This window comes from Amycolatopsis sp. NPDC028719, from assembly GCF_055565395.1.
Window position 1 is genome coordinate 446,696 of sequence record NZ_JBVHUL010000002.1, and the last position, 26,128, is coordinate 472,823.

Annotated in this window: 28 protein-coding genes; 8 read left to right on the forward strand and 20 right to left on the reverse strand. The window is 72.0% G+C overall.

The features are described 5' to 3' along the window. Positions 1–47 precede the first annotated feature (47 nt). The 3 genes from ACZ4TR_RS10080 to ACZ4TR_RS10090 all read right to left on the reverse strand — a co-directional run bounded on the left by ACZ4TR_RS10080 (position 48) and on the right by ACZ4TR_RS10090 (position 5,033). Complete coding sequence (locus tag ACZ4TR_RS10080) at positions 48–1,250, reverse strand: GNAT family N-acetyltransferase (protein WP_465286720.1); 1,203 nt, start codon at positions 1,248–1,250, stop codon at positions 48–50. Between the two features lie 72 nt (positions 1,251–1,322). Beyond that, positions 1,323–2,093, reverse strand: a complete 771-nt coding sequence (locus ACZ4TR_RS10085; RefSeq protein WP_364521568.1) for a DUF4333 domain-containing protein — start codon at positions 2,091–2,093, stop codon at positions 1,323–1,325. Between the two features lie 159 nt (positions 2,094–2,252). After that, positions 2,253–5,033, reverse strand: coding sequence for a DEAD/DEAH box helicase (locus ACZ4TR_RS10090; protein ID WP_465286721.1), 2,781 nt, complete (start codon positions 5,031–5,033; stop codon positions 2,253–2,255). Between the two features lie 179 nt (positions 5,034–5,212). Here ACZ4TR_RS10090 and ACZ4TR_RS10095 point away from each other — a divergent pair, with 179 nt between their 5' ends. Then, complete coding sequence (locus ACZ4TR_RS10095) at positions 5,213–5,788, forward strand: hypothetical protein (RefSeq protein ID WP_465286722.1); 576 nt, start codon at positions 5,213–5,215, stop codon at positions 5,786–5,788. On the opposite strand, the gene ACZ4TR_RS10100 is transcribed toward ACZ4TR_RS10095, so the two are convergent. From ACZ4TR_RS10100 to ACZ4TR_RS10130, 7 genes are all read right to left on the reverse strand, one after another. Continuing rightward, positions 5,785–6,666: a diacylglycerol/lipid kinase family protein gene (locus ACZ4TR_RS10100; protein ID WP_465286723.1), complete on the reverse strand. Its 882-nt coding sequence runs from the start codon at positions 6,664–6,666 to the stop codon at positions 5,785–5,787. The two genes, ACZ4TR_RS10095 and ACZ4TR_RS10100, sit on opposite strands and share 4 nt — an antisense overlap. After that, positions 6,666–7,637, reverse strand: a complete 972-nt coding sequence (tatC, locus tag ACZ4TR_RS10105; RefSeq protein WP_465286724.1) for a twin-arginine translocase subunit TatC — start codon at positions 7,635–7,637, stop codon at positions 6,666–6,668. The genes ACZ4TR_RS10100 and tatC overlap by 1 nt, the downstream gene beginning before the upstream one ends. Positions 7,638–7,722: 85 nt before the next feature. Beyond that, on the reverse strand, positions 7,723–8,016 hold the full coding sequence (gene tatA, locus ACZ4TR_RS10110; protein ID WP_465286725.1) for a Sec-independent protein translocase subunit TatA: 294 nt from the start codon (positions 8,014–8,016) through the stop codon (positions 7,723–7,725). A gap of 61 nt (positions 8,017–8,077) precedes the next feature. Beyond that, entirely contained in the window at positions 8,078–8,290 is a 213-nt protein-coding gene (locus tag ACZ4TR_RS10115; RefSeq protein WP_465286726.1) for a bacteriophage holin, read from the reverse strand. Positions 8,291–8,300: 10 nt separating this feature from the next. Next, positions 8,301–9,281, reverse strand: a complete 981-nt coding sequence (locus tag ACZ4TR_RS10120; RefSeq protein WP_465286728.1) for a helix-turn-helix transcriptional regulator — start codon at positions 9,279–9,281, stop codon at positions 8,301–8,303. Next, positions 9,278–10,264 carry a helix-turn-helix transcriptional regulator gene (locus ACZ4TR_RS10125; protein ID WP_465286729.1) on the reverse strand — a complete coding sequence of 329 codons (987 nt, stop codon included), beginning with the start codon at positions 10,262–10,264 and terminating at the stop codon, positions 9,278–9,280. The genes ACZ4TR_RS10120 and ACZ4TR_RS10125 overlap by 4 nt, the downstream gene beginning before the upstream one ends. A 10-nt stretch (positions 10,265–10,274) precedes the next feature. After that, positions 10,275–10,706 (reverse strand): winged helix-turn-helix transcriptional regulator, encoded by a 432-nt coding sequence (locus tag ACZ4TR_RS10130; protein WP_364521559.1) that lies wholly within the window; start codon positions 10,704–10,706, stop codon positions 10,275–10,277. 122 nt (positions 10,707–10,828) lie between these two features. Between ACZ4TR_RS10130 and ACZ4TR_RS10135 the strand changes: the two genes are divergently transcribed. After that, the gene (locus tag ACZ4TR_RS10135) at positions 10,829–11,527 is read left to right on the forward strand and encodes an SDR family oxidoreductase (protein WP_465286730.1); all 699 of its coding nucleotides are present in this window, start codon (positions 10,829–10,831) and stop codon (positions 11,525–11,527) included. Here the strand turns inward: ACZ4TR_RS10135 and ACZ4TR_RS10140 are convergent. Together ACZ4TR_RS10140 and pafA are read right to left on the reverse strand one after the other, a co-directional pair. After that, positions 11,524–12,549: a WD40/YVTN/BNR-like repeat-containing protein gene (locus ACZ4TR_RS10140; RefSeq protein ID WP_465287335.1), complete on the reverse strand. Its 1,026-nt coding sequence runs from the start codon at positions 12,547–12,549 to the stop codon at positions 11,524–11,526. The genes ACZ4TR_RS10135 and ACZ4TR_RS10140 overlap by 4 nt on opposite strands. Before the next feature lie 130 nt (positions 12,550–12,679). After that, positions 12,680–14,038, reverse strand: coding sequence for a Pup--protein ligase (gene pafA, locus ACZ4TR_RS10145; RefSeq protein ID WP_285478434.1), 1,359 nt, complete (start codon positions 14,036–14,038; stop codon positions 12,680–12,682). A 199-nt stretch (positions 14,039–14,237) separates the two neighbouring features. Here pafA and ACZ4TR_RS10150 point away from each other — a divergent pair, with 199 nt between their 5' ends. The 3 genes from ACZ4TR_RS10150 to ACZ4TR_RS10160 all read left to right on the forward strand — a co-directional run bounded on the left by ACZ4TR_RS10150 (position 14,238) and on the right by ACZ4TR_RS10160 (position 17,764). After that, positions 14,238–15,665, forward strand: coding sequence for a phosphatase PAP2 family protein (locus tag ACZ4TR_RS10150; RefSeq protein WP_465287336.1), 1,428 nt, complete (start codon positions 14,238–14,240; stop codon positions 15,663–15,665). Positions 15,666–15,768: 103 nt separating this feature from the next. Next, entirely contained in the window at positions 15,769–16,956 is a 1,188-nt protein-coding gene (locus tag ACZ4TR_RS10155; RefSeq protein WP_465286731.1) for an alpha/beta hydrolase, read from the forward strand. Positions 16,957–16,987: 31 nt separating this feature from the next. Further along, a complete protein-coding gene (locus ACZ4TR_RS10160) occupies positions 16,988–17,764 on the forward strand; it encodes a class I SAM-dependent methyltransferase (protein WP_465286732.1) in 777 nt (258 codons plus the stop codon). Between the two features lie 48 nt (positions 17,765–17,812). On the opposite strand, the gene prcA is transcribed toward ACZ4TR_RS10160, so the two are convergent. The 4 genes from prcA to dop all read right to left on the reverse strand — a co-directional run bounded on the left by prcA (position 17,813) and on the right by dop (position 21,450). Then, the gene (gene prcA, locus ACZ4TR_RS10165; protein WP_465286733.1) at positions 17,813–18,622 is read right to left on the reverse strand and encodes a proteasome subunit alpha; all 810 of its coding nucleotides are present in this window, start codon (positions 18,620–18,622) and stop codon (positions 17,813–17,815) included. Positions 18,623–18,676: 54 nt separating this feature from the next. Beyond that, a complete protein-coding gene (gene prcB, locus ACZ4TR_RS10170; RefSeq protein ID WP_364520291.1) occupies positions 18,677–19,531 on the reverse strand; it encodes a proteasome subunit beta in 855 nt (284 codons plus the stop codon). Positions 19,532–19,666: 135 nt separating this feature from the next. Continuing rightward, entirely contained in the window at positions 19,667–19,861 is a 195-nt protein-coding gene (locus ACZ4TR_RS10175) for a ubiquitin-like protein Pup (RefSeq protein ID WP_013226725.1), read from the reverse strand. 86 nt (positions 19,862–19,947) lie between these two features. Then, positions 19,948–21,450 carry a depupylase/deamidase Dop gene (gene dop, locus ACZ4TR_RS10180; protein ID WP_364520289.1) on the reverse strand — a complete coding sequence of 501 codons (1,503 nt, stop codon included), beginning with the start codon at positions 21,448–21,450 and terminating at the stop codon, positions 19,948–19,950. A gap of 42 nt (positions 21,451–21,492) precedes the next feature. Between dop and ACZ4TR_RS10185 the strand changes: the two genes are divergently transcribed. Continuing rightward, a complete protein-coding gene (locus tag ACZ4TR_RS10185) occupies positions 21,493–22,011 on the forward strand; it encodes an NUDIX domain-containing protein (protein WP_364520287.1) in 519 nt (172 codons plus the stop codon). On the opposite strand, the gene ACZ4TR_RS10190 is transcribed toward ACZ4TR_RS10185, so the two are convergent. The 3 genes from ACZ4TR_RS10190 to ACZ4TR_RS10200 are packed head-to-tail and all read right to left on the reverse strand — an operon-like array spanning position 22,002 to position 23,929. After that, complete coding sequence (locus ACZ4TR_RS10190) at positions 22,002–22,616, reverse strand: hypothetical protein (RefSeq protein WP_465286734.1); 615 nt, start codon at positions 22,614–22,616, stop codon at positions 22,002–22,004. The genes ACZ4TR_RS10185 and ACZ4TR_RS10190 overlap by 10 nt on opposite strands. A 48-nt stretch (positions 22,617–22,664) precedes the next feature. Continuing rightward, positions 22,665–23,594 carry an aldo/keto reductase gene (locus ACZ4TR_RS10195; protein WP_465286735.1) on the reverse strand — a complete coding sequence of 310 codons (930 nt, stop codon included), beginning with the start codon at positions 23,592–23,594 and terminating at the stop codon, positions 22,665–22,667. Then, positions 23,591–23,929: a hypothetical protein gene (locus ACZ4TR_RS10200; RefSeq protein WP_465286736.1), complete on the reverse strand. Its 339-nt coding sequence runs from the start codon at positions 23,927–23,929 to the stop codon at positions 23,591–23,593. Before ACZ4TR_RS10200 ends, ACZ4TR_RS10195 begins: the two co-directional genes overlap by 4 nt. A 47-nt stretch (positions 23,930–23,976) precedes the next feature. On the opposite strand from ACZ4TR_RS10200, the gene ACZ4TR_RS10205 reads away from it, so the two are divergent. Both ACZ4TR_RS10205 and ACZ4TR_RS10210 read left to right on the forward strand, forming a co-directional pair. Continuing rightward, a complete protein-coding gene (locus ACZ4TR_RS10205) occupies positions 23,977–24,315 on the forward strand; it encodes an ArsR/SmtB family transcription factor (protein ID WP_364520279.1) in 339 nt (112 codons plus the stop codon). A 69-nt stretch (positions 24,316–24,384) separates the two neighbouring features. Continuing rightward, positions 24,385–25,278 (forward strand): TIGR03620 family F420-dependent LLM class oxidoreductase, encoded by an 894-nt coding sequence (locus ACZ4TR_RS10210; RefSeq protein WP_465286737.1) that lies wholly within the window; start codon positions 24,385–24,387, stop codon positions 25,276–25,278. Here ACZ4TR_RS10210 and ACZ4TR_RS10215 read toward each other — a convergent pair. After that, entirely contained in the window at positions 25,255–26,100 is an 846-nt protein-coding gene (locus ACZ4TR_RS10215) for a DUF3626 domain-containing protein (protein WP_465286738.1), read from the reverse strand. The two genes, ACZ4TR_RS10210 and ACZ4TR_RS10215, sit on opposite strands and share 24 nt — an antisense overlap. Between the last annotated feature and the right edge of the window lie 28 nt (positions 26,101–26,128).

The following is a 26,128-nucleotide window of genomic DNA, read 5'->3' on the forward strand; positions in this document are numbered from 1 at the left end:
TCCTGCCGTCCGGCCTCGCCCGCGGCATCCCGATTTCCGCCGGTCGCTCAGAAGTGGGTACCGCTCCACGATGCGACCCGAGTCCCGAAGAGCACGTCGGCGTCCGCCAGGGCACCCGGCTCACGGACTTCGAGCCGGCCCGCACCGGCCAGCGCGGACGGCCGCCACGTGCCGAAGTAGATCATCGCGAGCGTGGTGACGTCGAGCCGCAGCGCCGCCGGCTCGTCGGTGCGGGCGGCGCCGTCGGGGCCGATCCGGTACGTGCCGCCGTTGGCCGGCAACAGCGGGTCGTCGACCTCGACGACGACCGGCGCGGCACTCCCGTATTCGCGGGCGGCCAGTGCCTTTGGGACGTCGACGAGCCGGATCCAGTGCTCGTCGCCGACCCGGTCGACGGTGGCGGTCCGGTGGTCTTCGAGGAGCAGCTCGATCGGCTCGTCGAGCGGCCGGGCCTCCGCGACGATCCGGTCGACCAGGTCGATGCCCAGCAGGAACCGCCACAGCCCGGCGAACGCGGCCGGCGTACCGGCGAACAGGTTGATCACCTGCAGGCTCTTCGTCCACGGGTGGGCCTGCAGACCCTCGACGTAGTAGAACGCGAAGCCGTCCGGCCCGTCGGGGCCGTGGTGCACGGCCGCTCGCATCGGCTGGGGGTTGCGCCGGGACTGCGCCTCGTACAGCCGCCACAGCACCTCCGGCCGGGACATCTTCCCCGGCCGGTCCGCCAAGCCCTCGTAGACGGCCGGGCAGATCTCCAGGGCCTCGTCCAGCTCGAGCAGCCGGACCTCCCCCGCCGCCGGCACGTCCGGACGCAGCCGCGTCCGATGCCGGTCGACGCTGTAGGTGCGGTATCGCATGGCCAGCCCGTAGCCGAACCGGCCGTAGATCCGGGCCTCCGACGCGAGCAGGCTCGCGAACACCATCCCCCGCGCGGCGAAGTCCTCCAGCTGCGCGGCCATCAACGCCCGCAGCACGCCCCGGCGGGTGCGGTCCGCCCGCACTGCGACCCCGGTGACCCCGGCCATCGGCAGCCGCGTCCCGCCCGGGACCGTCAGCTCGGCGTCGAAGGAGCGCGCGGTGCCGATCAGCCCGGTGTCGAACGCGCCGAGCGTCCGGCCCGGCTGGTAGGCGCGGGACACGCGCTCCCAATCGGCGTCGGCGCACGGCGGCACGTGCAGGCTCGCGCGGAAGAGGTCGCCCGCCGCGCGGATCTCATGGTCACCCAGCGTCCGGATCTCGAAGTCGCTCATCCCCGGATCATCTCGGGAAACGCCGAGATCCGGCCACCGCAATACCGCGGCGACCGGATCTCGTGCGCACGATCACTTCGTGGCGGGCGGCGAAACCTCGTAGTTGCCGCCGTCACCCTTCACCGTGATGGGGATCTGCGTCGGCTTGCCCGCGATGGTCGCGGTGCACTCGAACTTCGCGCCGTCCTCGACCTTCTGCTCGGCCGGGCAGGTGACGCCGGTGACGCCGTCGATCTTGTACGTCTCGGTGAGCAGCTTCTGCACGTCGGTCTGCATCTGCGTGTTGTTGAAGACCTGCGTCTTGAAGAACCCGGGCGCCACGAAGCCGAGGATGCCGACCACGGCCACCACGACGACCAGCACCACGATGCCGATCAGCAGGCCCTTCTTCGACTTCGCCGGCTGCTCGCCGCCCTCCGGCGCACCCTGGCCGGGGAACTGCTGCTGGCCGTAGTCGTACTGGCCCTGCGGCGGCTGCTGGCCGTACTGCGGCTGCTGCTGGGGCCCGCTCTGCGGGTACGCCCCGCCGGGCTGCTGCCCGTACTGCGGCTGGGCCTGCGGGCCGCTCTGCGGGTAGCCACCACCCGGCTGCTGACCATAGGGCGGCGGCTGCTGACCCCACTGCGGCTGCTGCGGCGGCGTGTATCCCCCGGGCTGCTGGCCGTAGGGCGGCTGCTGGGGCTGCTGCGGCTGACCACCCCACTGCTGCTGGTTCGGATCGTACGAAGGCGGCTGCTGTCCCCACTGCGGCTGCTCCTGCGGGCCGCTCGGCGGGTACGCGCCGCCCGGCTGCTGCCCGTACTGGGGCTGCTGTGGGTCGTTGCCGCCATACGGCGTGCTCATCGTCTGCCTCCGCCTGCTTCGCTCATCACGCTGTCCACCCCGAAACCGCCGCATTGCCGCGTACACACGGTCTTGCAGGCGATCCAACCACAGGTCGGAGCCGAGCACACGTGTCCACGCCCTCCGCCCGCCTCGTCCCGATCAGGCCTTACACGAAGTTCACGCGGCACCCGCGGCCACGACACCCCGCCGCAGCGCCTTCACCGCCTCGGCCGCCGCCGCACCCACCGGGTCGGCCTTGCCGAGCACGTCGCGGATCTGGTCGAGCAGGTCGATCACCTGACGCGACCAGCGCACGAAGTCACCCGCCGACAACTCCTGCCCGTTGGCCTCGGCCGCGGTGAGCACCTTCTCCAGCGACTCGCCGCGTGCCCAGCGGTAGACCGGCCACGCGAACCCCGCGTCCGGCTCCCGGGTGCGGTCGAGCCGGTGCCGCCGCTCGTCCTCGGTGAGGTCCACCCACAGCTTCACCGTCTCCTGCCACGCCTCGGGCACCGCACCGCCGGGCAGCCGCGGCTCGCCCGCGGTGTCCCGGCGCGCCTCGAAGACCAGCGTCGAGACGACGGCGGCCAGCTCGGCCGGATTGAGCTTGCGCCACACGCCGTGGCGGATGCACTCCGCGGCCAGCAGGTCGGACTCGCTGTAGAGCCGGGTCAGGCGCCGGCCGTGCTCGGTGACGCGGTCCTCGCCGTCCCCCGCCGATTCCGGTCCCAAATAGCCGCGCTCACCCAGCAACCCCAGAATCCGGTCGAACGCCCGCGCCAGCGAGTGGGTCGTCGCCGCGACCTTCCGCTCCAGCTGCTGGGTTTCCGCCGACAGCCTTTCGTAGCGCTCTACCCAGCGCAGGTTCGCTTCACGCTCGGCCAGCCCGTGGCACGGGTGCGCCCGCAACGCCCGCCGCAACGCCGCCAGCTCACCGTCTTCGTTCGCCCCCGACCGCCGCTTCTGCCTGCCGGGCAACGAGATCCCCGCGTTGCGCAGCGTCGATGCGATGTCCCGGCGCGCCCTCGGCGACCGCAGCTCGATGTGCTTGGGGAGCTTGATCCGCCCCAGCGCCTCCACCGGCGCCGGGAAGTCGGCCACCGACAACGGCCCCGACCACCGGTCCTCGGTCACCACGACCGGACGCGGCTCGCGGATCGGGTCCAGTCCCGGGTCGACGACCACGGCCAGCCCCGCCCGCCGGCCCGCCGGCACCGCGATCACGTCGCCCTTCCGGAGCTTCTCCAGCGACTCCGCCGTCCCGGCCCGCCGCACGGCGGTGTTCTGCCGCGACAACGCCTTCTCCCGCGTCGAAATCTTCGAGCGCAGCTCCACGTACTCGAGCATCTCGGCGAAGTCCCCGGTCACCGCGGCCGTGTAGCCCTTCAGGGCCTCCTTGTTCCGCTCGATCCGGCGTGCCGTGCCGACCACCGACCGGTCGGCCTGGAACTGCGCGAACGACTGTTCCAGCAGCTCGCGAGCCTCCGCCGCGCCAACCTGGGCGACCAGGTTGACCGCCATGTTGTAGCCGGGCCGGAACGACGACCGCAGCGGATAGGTCCGCGTCGAAGCCAGCCCGGCGACCTGCTTGGGATCGACCCCGGGCTGCCAGGCGACGACGGCGTGCCCCTCGACGTCGATCCCCCGGCGCCCCGCCCGGCCGGTCAGCTGGGTGTACTCCCCCGGCGTCAGGTCGACGTGCGCCTCGCCGTTGTACTTGACCAGCCGCTCCAGCACGACCGTGCGAGCCGGCATGTTGATCCCGAGGGCCAGGGTCTCGGTGGCGAACACGACCTTCACCAGACCGCGGACGAACAGCTCCTCGACGGTCTCCTTGAACGCCGGCAGCAACCCCGCGTGGTGCCCGGCGATCCCGCGCTCCAGCGCCTCCCGCCACTCCCAGTAGCCGAGCACGCCCAAGTCGCCCTCGGGCAGTTCGGAGGTGCGCTCCTCGATGATCCGGCGGATCTCCTCGACCTCGCCCGGCCCGTTGAGCCGCAGCCCCGACCGCACGCACTGGCCCACCGCGGCGTCGCACCCGGCCCGGGAAAAGATGAACACGATCGCCGGCAGCAGCCCGGCCCGGTCGAGCTGCTCGGCGACCTCCACCCGCGACGGCGGCCGGAACCGCGGCATCCGCGACGGCCCGCCGCCCCGGCGCCCGCGCGGTCCGCGGAACCCGGCCGGCGCGTACTGGCGGCCGATCTCCTCAGTGCGGCGCAGCAGGGTCGGGTTGATCCGCAGCTCGGCCCCGGGCGCGTGGACGTCCTCGCCGGCGAACAGGTCGAGCAGCCGGTTCCCCACCAGCATGTGCTGCCAGAGCGGTACCGGCCGGTGCTCGTCGACGACGACGGTCGTGTCCCCTCGGACCTCCACCAGCCACTCGCCGAACTCCTCGGCGTTGCTGACCGTGGCCGACAGCCCGACCACGCGGACGTGCTCGGGCAGGTGCAGGATCACCTCTTCCCACACCGCCCCGCGGAACCGGTCGGCCAGGTAGTGGACCTCGTCCATGACGACGTAGCCGAGGTCGGTGATCGTCGACGAACCGGCGTAGAGCATGTTGCGCAGCACCTCGGTGGTCATCACGACCACCTGCGCGTTGCCGTTGATCGACGTGTCACCGGTGAGCAGGCCGACGGCGTCCTGGCCGTACCGGGCGACGAGATCGCCGTACTTCTGGTTCGACAGCGCCTTGATCGGCGTGGTGTAGAAGCACTTGCGGCCTTCGGCCAGCGCCAAGTGCACCGCGAACTCGCCGACGATGGTCTTGCCGGCCCCGGTCGGCGCGCAGACGAGCACGCCGTGACCGCCCTCGAGGGCTTCGCACCCGCGGATCTGGAAGTCGTCGAACTCGAAGGACGCTTCCGCGGCGAAGCGCGTCAGCTGGGGGTACTTCCCTCGACGCGAGGAGGCCGCATAGGCCTCGGCCGGGGACTGAGAAGGGCTATTGGCCACCCCGTCAGGGTTTCACATCCCCCCGGCAGTCCGCACGCGGCGTGACCGACGGCTGTCGGTGCTTCTTTTCCGATTGCGTGACCCCGCGTGATGATCACCACGATCGGTCGCCGTATAGGTCGTTATACATCAGGGTGGCGGGCGGGAACCGGGGTGGCGGTGGTCACGTCGGAGGGTGCATGACCGAACCGTGTCCGAGCTGTGGCCTGCTGGACCGGGTGCAGCACGTGCCCGCCGTCTATCTGGGCGGGCATTCGTTCTACCGCGGTCAGGGTCCGCTGGTGGCGGTGCCGGCCGGGGACGGGGTGGTGTACGCGAGCAGCCAGGTCAGCGGGGTTTCGGTGACCGCGGTGGCGCGGTCGCTGGACCCCTTCCCTCCCCCGCGCCGTGGTGGTGGCCTGGTGGCGGCGGTGGTCGCGCTGGCGCTGGTGGGCGGGTGCTTCCTGATGTTGCCGTTGTCGGCGGTGGACGATCCGCCGCCCGGTGGCGCGCGTGGCCGGGTGCTGGGGTTCGCGCTGATCTCGTTGCCGTCGTTGTGCGTGTTCGCCGCGGCCGGGGTGCTGGTGTGGCTCTACGTGCGCCGGGTCCGGGCGCACCGGCGGGAGCGGCGCGGGGTGCCGGCGGCGCGGCAGGTGTGGGAGCAGGGCTGGTTCTGCCACCGCTGCGGCGGGGTGTACTTCACCGACGGGGGACGGCTGCTGACGCCGGCGCACTTCCGGCAGCTGGTGGCGCGCGCCGGCGGTTACGACCGTTAAGCGAGGACGGTCAGCGCGCCCGGGACGCAGCTGACCGTCACCGGCACGGTTCCCTGTGGCTCGCCGTCGGCGTACGCCGGCCAGCTGTTGCCGGTCAGGGAGACCTCGCGGGCGCGCAGCGTGCGGACCGCCGGGTGGGTGACGTGCTTGCCCGTGCGCAGGCCCGGCAGCATGCGGATGAGGCCGCGGCGGGTCACGTCGCCGACGACCGTCACGTCGAAGACGCCGTCCTCCGGGTCCGCCGTCGGGCAGATCGGGACGCCGCCGCCGTAGAAGCGGGTGTTGCCGACGGCCACCAGGGTCGCGTCGAGTTCGAGGCGTTCGGTGCCCGTGTCGACCACGACCGGGCGGGAGCGGAACGCTGCCAGCTCGGCGAGGATCGCGACGTCGTAGCGGCGCGGCCCGGCCGGCCAGCGCATCCGGTTGGCGCGTTCGTTGACGCCGGCGTCGAAGCCCGCGCACAGCACCGTCGCGAACCACGTGTCGCCGGCCCGGCCGAGGTCGATGCGCCGCCGGGCACCCGATCGCAGGGCCGTCACCAGCGCCTCGACCGCCGGCAGTGGCTCGCCGGGGACGCCGAGGGCGCGGGCGAAGTCGTTGCCGGTGCCCGCCGGGACCAGGCCGAGCGCGACCTCGTGGTTCGCGCAGAACTGGACGCCCTGGTGGGCCGCGCCGTCGCCGCCAAGGACGATCAGGACGTCGAGGCCGGCGTCGTGGGAGGTCCGCATCAGCTCGCGGGACTCTGCGACGGAGTTGGCGACCAGCACGTCGAGGCGGTCGACGGCGGTACGCAGCCGCTCGGCGACGGTGTCGGCGATGCGGGCGGCCGCGCCGTGCCCCGAAGCCGGGTGCACGGCGAGCGCGGCGTGGATCCCCACTACGTGATGTCGTCGGTCGCCGAGCGGCCGCCGGACGCGGTCGGCGCGGACGGCTCGTCGTCGACCGTGCTCGGCGTGTAGCTGAACGGCGCGGCTTCGTCGTCGTCGAGCTGGTCCCAGCCCTCGTCGGCGCGCTCGCGGTCCTTCTTGCGGTCGTGCAGGCGGGCGATCTGGATCGACAGCTCGAACAGCACCGTCAGCGCGCCCGCCAGGCCCAGCATCGAGAACGGGTCCGAGCCGGGGGTGACGAAGGCGGCGAAGACGAACAGGCCGAACACGATGCCGCGGCGCCACTTCTTCAGCTGCCGGTACTTGACCACGCCGACGCGGTTGAGCATCACCACGAGCAGCGGGAGCTCGAAGCTGATCCCGAAGATGATCAGCAGCGACAGCATGAAGGAGATGTACTTGTCCGCGGTCAGCGCGGTGACGAACTCCTCCTGGCCGAAGCCCATGAGCAGTTCCAGCGCGTGCGGGAAGAGGATGTAGGCGAGCACGGCGCCCGCGGCGAACAGCACCGACGCGAAGGCGACGAACGTGAGCGCGTACTTGCGTTCCTTCGAGTACAGGCCGGGCGCGATGAACGCCCAGATCTGGTAGAGCCAGCCCGGGGACAGCAGCACGGCGCCCGCGGCGATACCGACCTTCAACTGCGTCATGAACGCTTCGAACGGCACGGTCTGCAGCAACCGGCAGCCCGCCTCGCCGTCGAGCCGCCGGCCGACCGGGATGGCGCAGTACGGGGCCTTGACGATCTCGCCGAGCGACGGGATGGGGCCCACCTTGGTGCTGAACCAGATGAAGCCGAGGATGCCGCCGAGGACGACGGCGAGCACCGCGAAGCCCAGCCGGCGGCGGAACTCGTAGATGTGCTCGATGAGCGTCATCGTGCCGTCGGGGTTCTTGCGGCGGCTGCGCTTGGTCCGCTTCGACCGCCGGCTGGTGCCGTTTCCGGAGGCGGGTTCCGCCACGGGATGTTCCGTTCTCGTCGGAGTCCGCCGGAGCGCGCCGGGACCGGCGCGCTCCGTGGACCAGGGACCGGGTGTGGCCCAGCCGTCAGCTGGCGTTCTTCTGCGGCTGGTCGGCCTGCTGCTTCTTCAGCTCGTCGAGCTGGCGCTGCAGGTCGGCGACCTGCTGGTCGGTCGCGGCGGACGGGGTCGCCGGGGCGGGCGTGGCCGGGATCTGCTTCGTCTCGACCGGCTCGGCGTCCTCGTGCGAGGCGCTCTTGTCGCCCGCGAGGTCCTTGGTCTCGGCCTTGAAGATCTTCATGGACTTGCCGATCGACCGCGCCGCATCGGGAAGCCGCTTGGCCCCGAACAGCAGCACGACGAGCAGCACCAAGATGATCAAATGCCATCCTTGCAATCCGTTGGCGAACAAGATGGCCTCCTATCTGCGTCTGGTAGGGATGTTACTGGTTTTCCGGTTTCCGGCGGCGCTGCGCGAAGGCGACGCGCAACGCTGCCGACCGGGCGCGGACGAGACCGGCCCGGTCCTGGGTGTTCGTAGCCACCATGCTTGCGGTCTGGTTGAAACGACGCAAGACCTTGACGGTCCGCACCAGCAGGAGCACGAGCAGCAGCAGGCCGATCGCGACGAGCACGACGGTGGGCAGGTACGGCACGTCGATCACCCTAGTGGTCGCAGGTTGACGGAAGGTGACGGGCTCGGGCCACCGCGTCGGCGGCGCGGCGTCCGACGTCCGACGCGAGGTCGGCCGGGCTCTCCACCAGCGCTTCCCCACCCAGACCCAGCACGAGGCGCACCATCCAGGACTGGTCGGCGTAGCGCATCCGGATCCGCAGCCGGCCGCCGTCGAGCTCGGCGAGCTCCTCGCACGGGTAGTACTCGGCTACCCAGCGTGCGTCCGGGTCGAGGACGAGCACCGCCTCCCGCTGGTCGGGACGCTCCCGGAAGACCCCCTCGGAAATGTCGGTGGGATGGGCGTGCGCCGGCGGGCGCGAAGGCTCGTCGAGGATCGTCAGGTCGTCGATCCGGTCGAGCCGGAACAGCCGGACGCCCTCGGCGCGGCGGCACCAGGCCTCGAGGTAGCCGACCGCCTGCACGATCAGCAGCCGCATCGGGTCGACCGTGCGCTCGGTGATCTGGTCCTTGGACGCGGTGTAGTAGCGGATCCGCAGCGCCCGCCCGTCCCGCAGGGCCCGGGCGACCTCCTCGCGGGTGTGCGCGGTCTTCTTGCCTTCGCGCACTCCACCGCCGACGACGACGCCGGCGGGCTGGGCCTGCCCGGCCGCGGACTCGATCTTGGCGATGGAGCGGCGCACGGCGTCGCCGTCGACCACGCCCGGGGTCTCACCCAGCGCGCGCAGCGCGACCAGCAACGCCGTGGCCTCGCCGCCGGTGAGCCGCAGCGGCCGGTTCATCCCGGCGTCGTGGGTCACGACGATCGTGTCACCCTCGAAGGACAGGTCGATCAGGTCGCCGGGGCCGTAGCCGGGCAGCCCGCACATCCAGAGCAGCTCGAGGTCCTTGCGCAGCTGCTTCGGCGTGACGTCGAAGTCGTGCGCCGCCTCGTCGACGCGGATGCCGGGACGCGCCAGCAGGTAGGGCACCAGCGCGAGCAGCCGCGGCATCCGGTCGGTCGACCCGCTCACCGGCCGCTCCCCTGCCGGGCCACGACGGCTTCGAGCCGGTCCTGGACGGTCTTGGCCAGCACGTCGGGTTCGAGCACGACGACGTCGGGGCCCTGCGCGGTGATCCAGTCGGCCGCCGACTCCGGGAAGTAGAGCCCGATCTCCACGAGATCGCCCTCTTCTCCGTCGATCGTGCAGCGGCCGAGGACGGTGCCACGGCGGCGGACCCCGGCGGCGCGGCCGTCGGCGACCCACAGCCGCGCGGTGGTGACCGGGGCGGGCTCGGCGCTCCCGCTGGTGGCCGACACCAGCTGCAGCAGGTTGACGCCGTCGGGCCGCCGGACCGCGCCGGGCTTGCCCACCGGGCGCACCTGGCCGGTCACGCGGGAGAGGCGGAAGCAGCGGGTGGCGCCGCGGTCGCGGTCGTGCCCGACGACGTACCACCGGGCCTTCCACGACACCACGCCCCACGGCTCGAGGGTCCGCATGATCCGCTCGGGCGAGCCGCTGCGGCGGTACTCGAAGCTCACCGCCTGGCCGTTCTGCACCGCGGCCAGCAGCGGCCCGAACGCCGGTTCGGCGCGCACGCGCGGTTCGACGACGGTGGGAGCCTGGTCGTCGACCTCCAGGCCGGCGGCGCGCAGCTTCACGAGCGCGCCCTGCGCCTGGCCGGTCAGCTCCGGGGAGTCCCACAGCCGGGACGCGAGCGCGACGGCGGCGGCCTCGTCGGGGGCCAGGTCGATCTCGCCGAGTTCGTAGTCGCGGCGGGCGATGCGGTAGCCCTCGATGGCGTCGAAGGCGGAGTTGCGGCCGGTCTCCAGGGGGATGCCGAGCTCGCGCAGCTCGGTCTTGTCCCGCTCGAACATCCGGAAGTAGGCGTCGTCGCTGGCCGCGTCGCCGTATCCGGGCACGATGCCGCGGATCTTCTCGGCAGTGAGGTACTGCCGGGTGGACAGGAGGGCCAGCACCAGATTGACCAGCCGTTCGGCGCGTGCGGTGGACACCCGGTAGAGACTAGCCCGCGCCGCCCGGCCCGATCGTGAGGTCCGGCGTACGCGCGTCGTAATCGGTCCGGGCGGCCGCCACGGCGTCGAAGTGCGTCTCGGCCCAGTCCTTGAACCCGGCCATCAGCGCGCGGAGGCTTTCTCCCAGCGGGGTAAGGGAATAGTCGACGCGGACGGGCACCGACGGGGTCACCTCCCGGCGCACCAGGCCGTCCCGTTCGAGCACCCGCAGGGTCTGGGTGAGCATCTTCTGGCTGACGCCGGCGATGCGCCGCGAAAGGTCGCTGTAGCGCTGCGGGCCGTCACCGAGCGCGACGAGGATCAGGCTGACCCACTTGCCGGCGATCTCGTCGAGGAGCTTCCGGGTCGGGCACGCCGCGAAATAGGCGTCGTAGGCGGCCTTTTCGGCTTGCCGCCGCTGTTCCGCCGCACGCGTGGACACCGGCAAACCTCCTGGCACAGGGAATTGGTGAGCTTACTTCCCGATGGAGAGTAGCTCCCCATCCGTTCGCGGGGAAGCCGGCTCTCCTGCTGACGCCGTGGATTCTGCCTAGCCTGGGTGGCATGGATGATCGCGTTCTTCTCATCACCGGTGCCTCCCGCGGCCTCGGCGCCGCGACCGCGCGGCTGGCCGCCGTCTCCGGGTTCAAGGTCGCCCTCGTGGCCCGCAAGGCCGGATCCGTCACCGACCTCGCCGCCGAACTCGGCGAAGACCGCGCGGTCGCGCTCGGCGCCGACGTCCGGGACTGGCCGAGCATCTCCGGCGCCGTCACGGCGGCCGTCGAGCGGTTCGGGCGGCTCGACGCGGCCTTCGCCAACGCCGGGATCGGCGTCGGCACCTCGTTCTTCGGCACCGACGACCCCGACCCGCGGGCGTGGGAGGAGATGGTCCGCACGAACGTCCTCGGCGCGGCCTACACCGCCCGCGCGGCCCTGCCGGCGCTCAAAGAATCGGCCGGGCACCTGCTGATCACCGGCTCGGTCGCCGGCCGCTACATCCGCAACGCCAGCCTGTACTCGGTGACGAAGTGGGCGGTGACCGGGATGGCCGGCGCGATCCGCGAGGAGGCCGTCGGCACCGGGGTCCGCGTCACCCTGATCAACCCCGGCATCACCGACACCGAAATCCTCGACGACGACCAGCGCAAGAAGCCGAAGCTGGACGCCGACGACATCGCCCGCGCCGTGCTCTACGCGCTGTCACAGCCGCCGTCGGTCGACGTCAACGAGATCATGGTCCGCCCGACCGGCCAGGTGCTCTAGCGGCCCAGGCGGGCCACCCGGCCCTGGGTTCCGCTGGCCCAGCAGGCCGTGCCGGCGCAGTCGACGCTGTCGAAGCTGCCGGTGTCGAACGACGTCCAGTGCCGGCCGCCGTCCGGGCTGGAGTCACTGCCGCCGGGCCCGACGGCCAGGACGGTCCCGCCGCGCCAGGCCAGCCCGGAGCGGTACCCGGCGGGGTACTGCCCCGGGGTGTGCCAGGTGCGGCCGCGGTCCCGGGTCAGCGCGACGGCCGGGCCGGGCGCCGTCGGGTTCGCGTAGTCGCCGCCGATGGCGATCCCCTGCGCCGGGCTCCGGAAGGCGACGGCGAACACGCCGGCGGACGGGCTGCTCGGCAACGGCGTGCCGGACGCGGTCCAGTGGCGGCCGCCGTCACCGGAGTGCAGGACGCGGGCCGTGGCGCCGCCACCGGTGGCGAGCCAGGCGTCGAACGGTCCGGCGGTGGTGATGCACTGCCCGCTGGCGGCGAATCCGGCCTCGCCGGGCAGCGCGGGCGGGAAGCCGCTGTCGGGCACCGGCCGCCAGCTGCGGCCGCCGTCGAACGTGGCCTGGACGCGGAACTTCCCGTCGACAGGGTCGCTCATCGCGAGCCCGCGCCACGGGTCGAAGAAGGCGAGGCAGTCGTAGAACGCCGCCGCTTCGCTGTTCTGGAACGTCTGGCGCCAGTGCGCGCCGCCGTCGTCGGTCCGGTAGACGCGTGAATCGGTGCCGGGGCCGATCGACAGGATCACCGCGTGCGCGGCGTCGAAGGCCTCGATGTCGCGGAACTCGAGGGTGCCGGTGTCCGGCGGGCCGACGGACTTCCAGCTCGTCCCGCCGTCGGTGGTGCGCAGGACGGTGCCCTGGGTCCCGCTGACCCACGCGACGCGGGCGCTGACGGCGGACAGGCCGCGGAACTGGGCGGTGACGCCGGTGGGCGTGAGCTCCCACTTCGGCAGGTGCTCCCCCGCCGACGCGGGCCCGGCGACCGACACCACCAGGGCGAACACGAGCAGAACCACACGCACGACACGCATGGGGGCGATCCTGCCGCACTCCGGCCCCGACTTTCGTCGCGTCCGCGGCACCGGAAAGCCGTGAATGTCGCATTGAGGGACTTGAAGTCCCCCAATGCGACATTCACGGCTTCGGCGGGAGTCAGAGCGAGCTGATCAGGCGTTCCACGCGCTCGTCGACCGAGCGGAACGGGTCCTTGCACAGGACCGTGCGCTGGGCCTGGTCGTTCAGCTTCAGGTGCACCCAGTCGACCGTGAAGTCGCGCCCGGCGGCCTGGGCGGCGGCGATGAAGTCGCCGCGCAGCTTCGCCCGGGTCGTCTGCGGCGGGGTGTCCTTCGCGGCCTCGATCTCACCGTCGTCGGTGACCCGGCGGACCAGGCCCTTGCGCTGGAGCAGGTCGAAGATGCCCCGGCCCCGGCGGATGTCGTGGTAGGCCAGGTCGAGCTGCGCGATCCGCGGGCTGGACAGGTCCAGGTCGTGCTTGTGCCGGTAGCGCTCGACCAGCCGGTGCTTGATCGCCCAGTCGATCTCGGTGTCGATCTTGCCGAAGTCCTGCTGCTCGACCGCGTCCAGCGCCCGGCCCCACAGCTCGATGACGCGCTCGTTCGCCGGGGTCGTGCCGTTGTCCTTGAGGTGCTGGACGGCGCGGGCGTGGTACTCGCGCTGGATGTCCAGCGCCGAGGCCTCGCGCCCGCCGGCGAGGCGCACCTGGCGGCGGCCGGTGAGGTCGTGGCTGATCTCGCGGATCGCCCGGATCGGGTTGTCCAGGGTGAAGTCGCGGAACTGGACGCCGGCTTCGATCATCTCGAGCACCAGGTTCGCCGAGCCGACCTTGAGCATGGTCGTCGGCTCGGCCATGTTCGAGTCGCCCACGATGACGTGCAGGCGCCGGTAGCGCTCGGCGTCGGCGTGCGGCTCGTCGCGGGTGTTGATGATGGGCCGTGAGCGGGTGGTCGCGCTCGAGACGCCTTCCCAGATGTGCTCCGCACGCTGGGACAGGCAGTAGACCGCGCCGCGCGGGGTCTGCAGCACCTTGCCGGCGCCGCAGATGAGCTGCCGGGTCACCAGGAACGGCAGCAGCACGTCGGCGATCCGCGAGAACTCACCCGCACGGGTCACCAGGTAGTTCTCGTGACAGCCGTAGGAGTTGCCCGCGGAGTCGGTGTTGTTCTTGAACAGGAAGATGTCGCCGCCGATGCCCTCGTCGGCCAGCCGCCGCTCGGCGTCGACCAGCAGGTCTTCGAGGATCCGCTCGCCGGCCTTGTCGTGGGTGACCAGCTGGACGAGGTCGTCGCACTCGGCCGTCGCGTACTCGGGGTGCGAGCCGACGTCCAGGTAGAGCCGGGAGCCGTTCGACAGGAAGACGTTCGATGAGCGTCCCCACGAGACGACTCGCCGGAACAGGTAGCGCGCCACCTCGTCGGGCGAGAGCCTGCGCTGTCCGTGGAAGGTGCACGTGACCCCGAACTCGGTCTCGATGCCAAAGATCCGCCGCTGCATGCCACCAGAGTAGGCGCTGGACCCCCTTCGACGGTGCGCCGTTCGGGCGTCGACACGCCCCCGGTGTGCCACAGACGGTGAAAACTCCCCGATTCAGGCACGATTGGAGCACTGCTCTTGACTACTTGGGGAAGGCGACTCCTTGTCACACCAGCTCATCCAGGCCTTCCGGCGGGTCGGGCGGACCGACCGCGTCCTCATGCGCCGCAGCGCCGCCCTCCCGGCCACGAAAGCCGACGACGCGCTGATGGCGCTGTCGAGATCGGCGAACAAGTCCCGCCTCTGGTGGGGCGTCGCCGCGCTGCTGGCGGTGCGGAAGGGCCCGACACGCCGGGCCGCGCTGCGCGGCGTCGTCGCGATCGCCGGAGCCAGCGCCGCGGCGAACCTCATCGGCAAGCCGCTCTTCCCCCGCCGCCGCCCGGCCGAGGAAGAGATGCCCATGCACCGCCGCCTGCGGAAACGCCCGACGTCGTCGTCGTTCCCGTCCGGCCACTCGGCCTCCGCGGCGGCCTTCGCGACGGCCGTGGCGATGGAGTCGCCGCGCGCCGGTCTCGCCGTCGCGCCCCTCGCACTGGCCGTCGCCTACTCCCGCGTCCACACCGGCGTCCACTGGCCCTCCGACGTCGGCGTCGGCCTGGGCATCGGGGTCGGCGTGGGCCTGGCGACCCGGCACTGGTGGCCGCTGCACGACGACGTCCCGGGCCGCACCGCCCACGACGCGGACGCGCCCGAGATGATCGACGGCGACGACATGCTCGTGCTGGTCAACCCGAAGTCCGGCATCGACGGCCAGGACCCGACCGAAGACGCCCGGCACGCCTGGCCCAAGGCCGAGATCCTCTACCCGGACCCCGACCGGAACCTGATCGCCCAGCTCGAAAGCGAGATCGACGCCCGCGGGACGGTCCGCGCGCTCGGTGTCGCGGGCGGTGACGGCACCGTGGCCGCGGTCGCCGCGGTCGCCGCGGAACGCGACCTGCCGCTCGCGCTGATCCCGGCGGGCACGCTCAACCACTTCGCCCGCGACATCGGTGTCACCTCCATGCCCGACGCGGACGCGGCGACCGAGATCGGCAACGCCGTCGGCATCGACCTGGGCGAAGTCGAGATCACGGAGGCGGACGGCGACACGGCGCACCGCTGGTTCGTCAACACCGCCAGCCTCGGCGGCTATCCGGAGATGGTCCGGCTGCGCGAGAAGCTGCAGGAAAAGCACCCCAAGTGGCCCTCGGCCGCGATCGCGCTGACCCGGTCGCTGCGCCACGCCAAGCCGCTGACCGTGCGGCTCAACGGCAAGCTCACCCAGGTCTGGCTGCTGTTCGTCGGCAACGGCACGTACGCGCCGAAGGGCTTCGCACCCAGCCGGCGGCCCGCGCTCGACACCGGCCTGCTCGACGTCCGCTACCTGCGCGCCGACCTGCCCTACTCGCGGGCCCGGTTCCTGCTGGCGATGGTCACCCGCAGCCTGGCGGCCAGCCACGTCTACCAGGAGCTCGACGTGGCGGAGCTGGACGTCGAGCTGCTGGACGGCCACCGCCGCCTCGCGACCGACGGCGAGGTCGGCCCGCTCGGTACCCGGTTCCGCTTCCGGTCGAGGCCCAGCGCCCTGACCATCTACCGTCCTTGAGATCTCTTTACTTTCTCTCAACGAACCCACAGCCGTCCCTGGCTAGCGTCTTGATCGAGATGCGGGCGATCCTGCCCGCGAACCGGGGACGAGCGGGGATCGAATGGGCGGGCACGGCCTGGCGAGCGGCCTCCACCGGGCCGCCACCGACCCGGTGCTGCCCGGCGACATCACCGCGCGCGCCCGCGACATCGGCCCGTTCGAGTCCCCGCTCATCTGGCTCGCCCTCGCCTCGGCCGCCGTCGCGGTCCTCGCCGCCGTCATCGCGGTGTGGCACCGGCGCCGGGTGCGCCGCTGGGGCTGCACCGCCTTCGGCGTCCTGCTGCTGCTCGCGGCAGTCACTGCCCTGAACAGCTACGTCGGGTACGTCCGCACCTCCGACGACCTCGCCCGCCTGCTGCAACGCGGCCCCGGCGTCGTCAACCTCGCCGGGCGCCTGCTCGACGACGGTGACGCAGCGCCGTCCGCACCCCACCCGGGCGCGGGTACCGCGGCCGCCGGCCAGCGCATCGACGTCGTGAACCTGCCCGACCCGGCCCACGGCGTCCCGTCGGGCAGCAACTACGTCATCCTGCCGCCCGGGTACGACGCCGACGCGGCCCGCCGTTACCCGGTCGTCTACCTGATCCACGGCTACCCGTTCGGCGGTCCCCGCGACTGGCTGACCTCCGGCGACGCCCCGGGCACCCTGCTCGCCCTGCAGCGGGGCGGCGTGATCGGGCCGATGATCGTGGTCAGCGTCGACCTGACCGCCGGAAACCCCGCCACCGACTGGGAATGCCTCGACGTCCCGGGCGGCCCGCAGCTGGAGACCTACCTCGCCCGCACGGTGGTCCCGGCGATCGACCAGCGCTACCGCACCCTCGCCGACCGCGGCCACCGGGCGCTGGGCGGCATGTCCGGCGGCGGCTTCGGGGCGCTCAACATCGGCCTGCACCACGTCGACGAGTTCGGCACCCTGCTGATCGCCCTGCCGTACGACGACCTCAACGACTCGGTCGGCATCCTCGGCGGCGACCGGGCGGCCATCGCCGCCAACACCCCGCGCCGCTACCTGCCCGCGATGAGCTTTCCGGCGCCGATCTCGGTGATGCTCGCGGTGGGCACCGGAGCACCCACCGACGTCACCACGGCCCACCGCATCGCCGACGCCCTCCACGCCCGCGGCCAGGAAGCGGTGGTCCACGCCGAACGCGGCTTCAACCACACCTGGCACACGGCCCGGGCGACACTGCCGTACCTGCTGGCCTTCGCCGACCAGAGCTTCCGGGCCGCACCCGCGACGTCCTGAAATCCGGTTGCCGGGCCTGCGATCTTGGAGCATGGACCTCGCGACGCACTACGCCACCGGCCCCGCCGAAGACGACCGGCTCACCCGCACCCCGCACGGCCGCCTGGAGTACCTGCGCACGCGGGAACTGCTCCGCCGGCACCTCATCGCCGGTGCCCGCGTCCTCGACGTCGGTGGCGGCACCGGCGTCCACGCCACCTGGCTGGCCGCCGACGGGCACCCGGTGCACCTGGTCGACCTCGTCCCGGCCCACGTCGCCCGAGCGGCGGCACTGCCCGGCGTCACGGCCTCGACCGGCGACGCGCGCGACCTCGGCGCGGCCGAAGCCACCTACGACGTCGTCCTGCTGCTCGGCCCGCTCTACCACCTCACCGGCGCCGGCGACCGTGCTCGCGCGCTGGCCGAAGCCCGGCGCGTGCTGCGCCCGGGAGGCCTGCTCGCCGCGGCGGGGATCAGCCGGTACCTCTCCCTGCTGGAGACCGGTGCCGCCGGCACGCTCACCCCCGGCCACGTCGGCCCGGTCCGCACGGTCATCGAGACCGGCGCCTACGACGGCCACGCGGGCTTCGTCGCCACGCACTGGCACACGGCGACCGAACTCCACGACGAAGTCGCCGCCGCGGGCTTCACCGGGACAGCCGTCTTCGGCGTCGAAGGTCCTTCGTGGCCCGCGCTCGACGCGGCCGGGCTCTCACGGTTCGACGAACTCGTCGAACCCGCCCTGCGCGCCGCCCGGATCGGCGAGCGGGACCCGCACCTCGTCCACGTCAGCGCTCATCTGCTCGCCTTCGCCCGCCGGCCCGCATGACGAAGGCGGGGGCGCGGTCACCGACCACGCCCCCGCCTTCGCGAAGTCCTACTCGCCTTCCGGCTTGCTCTCCGGTTCCTCGCCCTGCGGGTCCGGCACCGGCAGCAGCGAGTCCAGCGCCGTGCCCGTCAGGCGGCGGAACGCGCGCCGCGGGCGGTCGCGGTCCAGGACCGCCACCTCCAGCTTGATCGGCGGGTCGGTCTCGCCGTTGCCGTTCGCCGCCGAGCTCGCCGCCGAAGACGAGGACGAAGAAGAACCGGCCGACGAAGACGCCGTCGGCGCCGGCTGGGTCGGCGTGCGCAGGGCCGCGACCGCCAGCCCCAGCGCCGCCTGCAGCTCCAGGCCGTCCTCGAACGTCTCCTTCAGCTTCGCCGCGATCTTCTCGTTCTGGCCACCCATCACGATGTACTGCGGCTCGTCGAAGATCGACCCGTCGTAGGTCAGCCGGTACAGCTGGTCCTCCGCCGCGCTCGCCCCGACCTCCGCCACGCAGACCTCGACCTCGAACGGCTTCAGCTGCTCGGTGAAGATGCTGCCCAGCGTCGCCGCGTACGCGTTCGCCAGCGCCCGCGCGCTCACGTCACGCCGGTCGTACTGGTACCCCTTGAGGTCCGCGTGCCGGATGCCGGCCACCCGCAGGTTCTCGAACTCGCTGTAGCGCCCGACGGCGGCGAACCCGATCCGGTCGTAGATCTCGGACACCTTGTGCAGGGTCGCCGACGGGTTCTCCGCCACGAACAGCACGCCGCCCGCGTACTTCAGCACCACCACGCTCCGGCCGCGCGCGATGCCCTTGCGCGCCAGCTCGGAACGCTCCCGCATCAGCTGCTCGGGAGAGGCATACAACGGCATCGTCACGGTGTGCGCTCCAGGTCTTTCGGTGTTCCAACGTTCACTGGTTCAGCTCCGGAGTCACGACAGCCGGCGCTGCTGGCGCTCGATCCGCCCGGCCACCACGGCCTCCGCGACCGCGGCCGTCTCCCGCTCGGACAGCTGCACGGCCCCGTGCTCCGCGGTGATCGTCACGACGCTCGGGAAGATCCGGCGCACCAGGTCGGGCCCGCCCGAGGCGGTGTCGTCGTCCGCCGCGTCGTACAGCGCCTCGACCGCCACTCGCGTGGCGCCTTCGACGTCGGCGTCCGGGTCGTGCAGCTTCTTCAGCGCGGATTTCGCGAACAGCGAACCCGAGCCGATGCCCGCGTAGCCGCCGTTCTCCTCGTAGCGCCCGCCCGCGGCGTCGTACGACACGATCCGGCCCGCGTGCTTCGCGTCCTCGGCTTCCAGGTCGTACCCGACGAACAACGGGATCGCCGCCAGCCCGGCCATCGCCATCTCGAGGTTCGCCTTGACCATCCCGGCCAGCTTGTTCGTCTTGCCGTCCAGCGACAGCGAAACGCCTTCGATCTTCTCGTAGTGCGCGAGCTCCACCGCGTACAGCCGCACCATCTCCACGGCCAGCCCGGCCGTGCCCGCGATGCCGACCGCCGAGTACTCGTCGGTGACGTGCACCTTCTCGATGTCGCGGCTCGCGATCAGGTTGCCCGACGTCGCCCGCCGGTCACCCGCGATCAGCACGCCGCCCGCGAAGGTCAGCGCGACGATCGTCGTGCCGTGCGGCACGCCCAGGTCCGCGACGCCGTTGCCCACCCGTCGCTCCGGAAGCAGTTCCGGCGCCTGTACCCGCAAGAAGTCCGAAAACGACGACGTCGCCGACGAGAAGTACGCGGCCGGCAGCGCGGGACCCGAGATGCCCCTGGTGTTGTCCATACGTGCTCAAAAATCCCATCTGTGCGGGCCGCAGGCCCCGCGCCGGGCGACCCCGGCCCACCGGACCACGGTCGCCTCCACGCGGAACCCCGGCCGCCGGCTGAACGGTCGGCTGGGGCGCAGCGCCCCGAGCGGCTACTCGCCGCCCTTCTGCACATAGGCCCGGACGAAGTCCTCGGCGTTTTCCTCGAGCACGTCGTCGATCTCGTCGAGGATCGTGTCGACGTCCTCGCCGAGCTTCTCGCGCCGCTCCTGACCCGCCGCGCCGGTGTCGTCGAACTCCTCGTCGGAGTCGCCGCCGCCGTGCTTTTCGATCTTTTCCTGGGCCATCTCGCCTCCCGGTGTGGCTGATGTTTCCTAGCCTACCCAGCGGCCCCGACATTCGGGGTCACGCCGCGATCGCTGGTGCGTCCCGCCTAGTCCGAACCGGTGAGCGCCTCCACCAGGTCTTCAGCTGTCGCCGACTCGTCCAGCAGCTTGCCGACGTGCGCCTTCGTCCCCCGCAGCGGCTCCAGCGTCGGGATCCGCACCAGCGACTCCTTGCCGACGTCGAAGATGACCGAATCCCACGAGGCCGCCGCGATCGAGGTCGCGTACTTCTCCAGCGCCCGGCCCCGGAAGTAGGCCCGCGTGTCCGACGGCGGCGTCGTCACCGCGGCCAGCACCTCTTCCTCGGTCACCAGCCGCTTCATCGACCCGCGCGTGACGAGCCGGTTGTACAGGCCCTTCGCCAGCCGCACGTCGGAGTACTGCAGGTCGACCAGCCGCAGCCGCGGCGCGCCCCAGGCCAGCTGGTCCCGCTGCCGGTAGCCCTCCAGCAGGCGCAGCTTCGCCGGCCAGTCCAGCCGGTCCGCGCACTCCTGCGGGTCGCGCGCCAGCGCGTCCAGGACCTCGCCCCAGACCCGCAGGACCTCCTTCGAGGCCTGGTCCGCGCCGGTGCGCTCCAGGTTCTGCGACGCGATCTCGTGGTAGGCGAACTGCAGGTCCAGCCCGGAGTACTTCTTCCCGTTCGCCAGCGCCACCTGCGCCTTCAGCGTCGGGTCGTGGCTGATCTGGTGGACGGCCTTGACCGGCTCGTCCAGCTTCAGGTCGTCGAACCGGATGCCGGACTCGATCAGGTCGAGGATCAGCGCCGTCGTCCCGACCTTCAGGTACGTCGAGTACTCCGACATGTTCGCGTCACCGATGATGACGTGCAGCCGCCGGTACTTGTCCGCGTCCGCGTGCGGCTCGTCGCGGGTGTTGATGATCCCGCGCTTGAGCGTCGTCTCGAGGCCGACCTCGACCTCGATGTAGTCCGCACGCTGGGAGAGCTGGAACCCGGCTTCCTCGCTCTGCTGGCCGATCCCGACCCGGCCGGACCCGGTGACGACCTGCCGCGAAACGAAGAACGGCGTCAGCCCCGCGATGATCGCGGTGAACGGCGTCGAGCGCGCGCACAGGTAGTTCTCGTGCGTGCCGTAGCTCGCGCCCTTGCCGTCGACGTTGTTCTTGTACAGCTGCAGCTGGGGCTGCCCGGGTACGGACGCCGCCTTCAGCGCGGCCTCCTCCATCACCCGCTCGCCCGCCTTGTCCCAGATGACCGCGTCGCGCGCGTTCGTCACCTCGGGCGCGGAGTACTCCGGGTGCGCGTGGTCGACGTACAACCGCGCCCCGTTGGTCAGGATGACGTTCGCCGCCCCGAGGTCCTCGACGTCCGGGTCGTGCCCCGGCCCGCCGGGGCCGGTCAGGTCGAACCCGCGCGCGTCCCGCAGCGGGGACTCCACCTCGTAGTCCCACCGCGCCCGCCGGGCCCGCGGGATGTCGGCCGCGGCCGCGTAGGCCAGCACGACCTGGGTCGAGGTGAGTACCGGGTTCGCCGTCGCGTCGCCCGGCACGGAGATGCCGTACTCGACTTCGGTTCCCATGATCCGCCGCATGTCCACCACCCTACGGGGTCGTCCTAGTGGAACGATGCACCCATGCCAGGCAGTGACGAACTCGTTGCGCTCTATGACCAGGCGGGCTCGGTCGTCGGCGCGACCCGCCGGAGCCGCCTCCGCGCCGAAGGACTGTGGCACGCCGCGGGTGTCGTGCTGGTCCGTTCGGGTGACGGGAAAGCCGTCTACGTGCACCTCCGCACCGCCACGAAGGACGTCTTCCCCTCGACCTGGGACTGCTGGGCCGGCGGCGTGGTCGCCGCCGGCGAGTCACCGGCCGACTGTGCCCGCCGCGAACTGGCCGAAGAGCTGGGTGTCCAAGGGGTGGAACCCGTCCCGCTGTTCACGAAGGTCTACGACGACGGCCACAACCGTTGCCACAACTTCGCCTTCGAGGTGCGCTGGGACGGTCCGATCCACCACCAGGCGGAAGAGATCGTCGAAGGCCGCTGGATCCCCCTGGAGGACCTCCGCGCCTGGATCGACGACCCGGCGCCCGAGCTCCCCTTCATCCCCGACGGCCGCGAAGGCGTCCAGGAGTGGTTCCGCCGCTACGGCTGAGCCGCGAGCTTCGCCGTCATCGCGGGCAGCAGCCGCTTCGCCGCGTCCACCGCGCGGGCCCCGGTGCTCGCCGAGACCGTCAGCTCGGACACGAGCGCTCCCTTGGCCAGCAACACCGTGCAGGTCTTGCCGTCGCTCCAGGTCTGCTGCCGCTCGACCCCGGGCTGGACGGGAACGCCCACCAGCTTGCCAGGGGGGCACTCGTTATCCGCGACAGCCTGGGCGGCCGAGGAGTCCGGGAACACCACGACGCGGTGGCTCAGCACCGACCCGCTGGGGTAGCGCCAGGTCGCCGTCCGGCTCCCCGCCGACGGCCCGTCCGCCAGACATCCCGCCACCTCGTTCGAGGCCGGTTGCACACCTTCCTCCGCGACGTCCGCGTCGGACAGCAGCGCGGGCTCCGCGAGCAGACCGGGATCGGGTTCCGGCGGCGTGACCGGGACGGCTTCCGCGGGGCTCACCGGCGTTTCGACGGTCGTGACCGGCGCGGACGTCGGCGCCGGATCGTCGTAGTACGTCTCGAGGTTGTTCGGATCGGGCCCTTCGCAGGCCGTCAGGCCCACCAGCGCGACGGCGGCCAACGCGACCACCTGACGATGACGCACCCGGCCTCCTGTCGTCGGTTTCGTGCCTGCGAAGGGTAGTGCAGCCGCTCAGTCCCACTGCAACGAGGACCGGTGTCGCCAGTACTCCTGCGGATTCTCGGCGAGGTCCGCGAGCGCGCCTCGCTCCTCGGCGCTCAGGGCAAGCGTGGTGGCCCTGAGGTTCGCCGCCAGCTGGGCCGGGCTCGCCGGGCCGATGACCGCGCGGTCCGCCCAGTCCTGTCCCAGCACCGCGGCCACGGCGACCGCGTCCGGCCCCGTGCCGTGCGCCGCGGCGATCTCCCGCACCACCGCCGGCGCCTCGACCGCAAGCCGGCCGTTGGCCAGGGTTTCCTTGACCAGGACCCGGTTTCCGGCCGCGTGCGCCGCTTCGAGGGCACGTCCAGCGGAGGGCTCCAGGAGGTTCCACGTCGACTGCACCGCCGAGAACACCGGCCGTCCGGCCACTTCCAGCGCGAACGCCCGCTCGATCGCGGCCGCCTGCGCCGGCCCGGACGTCGAGAACCCGACCGCGACGCCGTTCGCGGAAAGCTCCGCCAGTGCCTCGATCAGCGGTTCGTCGGTGAACAGTGGACTGTCCACAGTGAGCGAATGCACCTGGTACAGGCCGACCCGATCCCCCAGCAACGCCAGGGTTTCCGCCCACTGCGCCGCGAACCGCGCCGCCGAGTGCTCCTTCACCTCGTGCACGTCGGCGTCGAGCCGCCAGTCCCCCACGTACGCGTAGCCCCACTTGCCGGAGACCTCGACGTCGAGGTGCCCGCGTTCGGCGAGCCAGCCGGCCAGGAACTCCTCCGAGCGCCCGTACGAGCGGGCGACGTCGACGTGCCGGATCCCCGCGGCGTAGGCGTCGTCGAGCACCGCGAAGGTCGCGGAGCGCATGGATTCGACGTCCCGTTCCGGCGGCAGCGCGCCCTCGCGGCCGAGGTTGATGTAGGCGGGCCGGCCCAGCGCGGCCAGGCCGAGCGCGATGCGGTTCACGCGCTCTGCTTGTGCCGGAGGATGGCCAGCCACTGGTCGGCGTTCTGGGCCTGGCGGTGAAGCTTCTCCAGGCGCGCGGCCGGGGCCCGGACGTACCCCTTGCCGAAGACCGGCGCGATCTGACGGAGGCTCGCGCCGCCTTCACGGGCGGCCAGCAGGGCCCAGTCGGACGCGTCGGCGCAAGCGGCCGAAGCGCGGCGCAGCTCCCCGAGGATGTCGATGAGCTCCTGGGCGCTCACCTCCCCCGCCTGGACGGCGGCGGCCGTCGTCTCCAGCCAGGCCAGGACGTCGGATTCGGTGATGGGCGCGCGAGGGCGGCGGGTTTCTTCGCTCACGGCCAGTGAGTATAGGTCGTTATACGTCGATATACTCGGTACCAGCCATGACGACACGCGCCGAATCCCAGCCGGAGGTCGAGCAGTTGCTCGACGTGTTCAAGGCACTCGCGAACCCGGTGCGGCTGCAGGTGCTGCGGTGGCTGCGGGAGCCCGCGCGGCACTTCCCGGTGGAGCGGGCCATCGCGGACCCGGTCGAGGTCGGGGTGTGCGTGAGCCACATCCAGGAGAAGACGGGGCTCGCGCAGTCGACCGTGTCGGCCTACATGGCCGAGCTGCAGCGCGCCGGCCTGGTGCGCGCGACCCGCGTCGGCAAGTGGACGCACTACAAGCGCGACGAAGCCCGGATCGCCGAGTTCGTCGCGGTCCTCGGCCACACCCTCTGACCACTCCCCTCCCCCGTCTCCGGCGGACACGCGGTTGACTCATATCGCAAATCTGCGATACTTCGATTTATGGGTATGATCGAGAACATGCGGCTGAGCCGCTACGGGATCTGGACGTTCGACTTCGAGGACCAGCCGGCCGGCCTGATCCGCGATTCCGTCCAGGAGCTGGAAGAACTCGGCTGGCCGGCGATCTGGATCCCGGAAAGCAACGGCCGGGAAGCCCTCACGCACGCCGGGTTCCTGCTGTCGGCCACCGAACGTCTCACCGTCGTCAACGGCATCGCGCAGATCTGGTCCCGCGAGCCGCGCTGGACCCGCGGCGCGGCCCTGCTGCTGGCCGACGCCTACCCGGACCGCCACCTGCTCGGCCTCGGCTTCGGCGCCGGGAAGCCCGGCGCGAAGCCGCTGCGGGCGATGAACGACTACCTCGACGCACTGGACACCATCACGAGCGTCAACCCCGAGCCGCGAACGCCGGTCCGGCGCCTGCTCGCCGCGTACGGCCCGAAGATGCTGGAGCTGGCCCGGGACCGGTCGGCGGGTGCGCACACCTACCACGTGACGCCGGAGCACACCGCCGGAGCGCGGGAAATCCTGGGCGCCGGCCCGTTCCTCGGCGTCGAGCACGCCGTGCTGTTCGAAACCGACGCGGCCAAAGCGCGGGAGATCGCCCGTGAGCACCTGCACAGGTACCTCACCTCGCCGTACAACGTCGCGAAGTTCCGGCGGCTCGGCTACACCGAAGCGGACGTCGACGGCGGCCGCGGCAGCGACCGGCTCGTCGACGACCTGGTGTTCTGGGGCGACCTCGACACGATCACCGGCAAGCTGCGCGCCCACCTCGACGCGGGCGCCGACCACGTGGGCGTCCAGGTCATCGGGATCGAGCCGGGCACTTCGGCCATGCCGCACTGGCGCCGGCTGACCGAAGCGCTGCTACCCGCCGGCGTCACCGCGTAGCCCGAACCGCGCGGTGCAGTGCCAGACGCGCTTGAGCACCTGGGGGTCGTGCCGGCCGGCGCGGACGGCGTCACCGATGACGCGCGCGTCGAGCAGGCCGCCCTGGGCGATCTCCTTGCCGGCCCGCACGACGTCCTCGCCCCGGAAGTCCGCGTGCTCGGCCAGCACCTCGACCGGCAGCCGGAACCCGTGGTGCCAGTACGCCGGGAACGGCAGGCCGGCGGCCGCCGCCTCGACGTCGGTACCGCGGAACGCCGGGTCCAGCACTAGTGCCTCGACGTCCGTGGCGAGCCGGAGCGGGCCGTGGACGTGCGCTTCGATGTGGTCGTCGAGCTCGTCCTGCACGTCCGCCTCGGCGAGCGGCAGTAACGGAAAGTGCTCGGCGGTGCCGAAGTCGTCCGGCTCGGCGAAGCTGTCCGGGTAGCAGAACGTCGTGCGGGCCAGCACTTCCCGTTTCAGCCGCAGGTGGGACGAGCCGAACCGGACGGACCCGCCCGCGGGCCGGCGGCGGTAGTTCAGCGAGCCGTACTTGGGCCGGGCCGACGACGGCAGGTCGTCGTAGGCGCCGCCGAAGATGCGGTGCTCCCAGCGCCACCGGTCGCCGCCGGCGTGCGCGGTCAGGCCGCCGTTGCTCGTGCCCGTCTCGAACTGCGAGCGGTAGACGCCGTCCGTGACGAGATGGCGCAGCAAGGGCACGGCTCCCACCAGGCGGTCCGGGTGGAAGTGCACGGTGACGTCGAGGTCGTCGGGCAGCGGCGGTCCGTCCACGCGGCTCGCGACGTACGCGACCGCTCGGCGCCACGGTTCTTTCCCCCAAGCCATGGGTGGCATCGTAACCCGAGCGGTATAG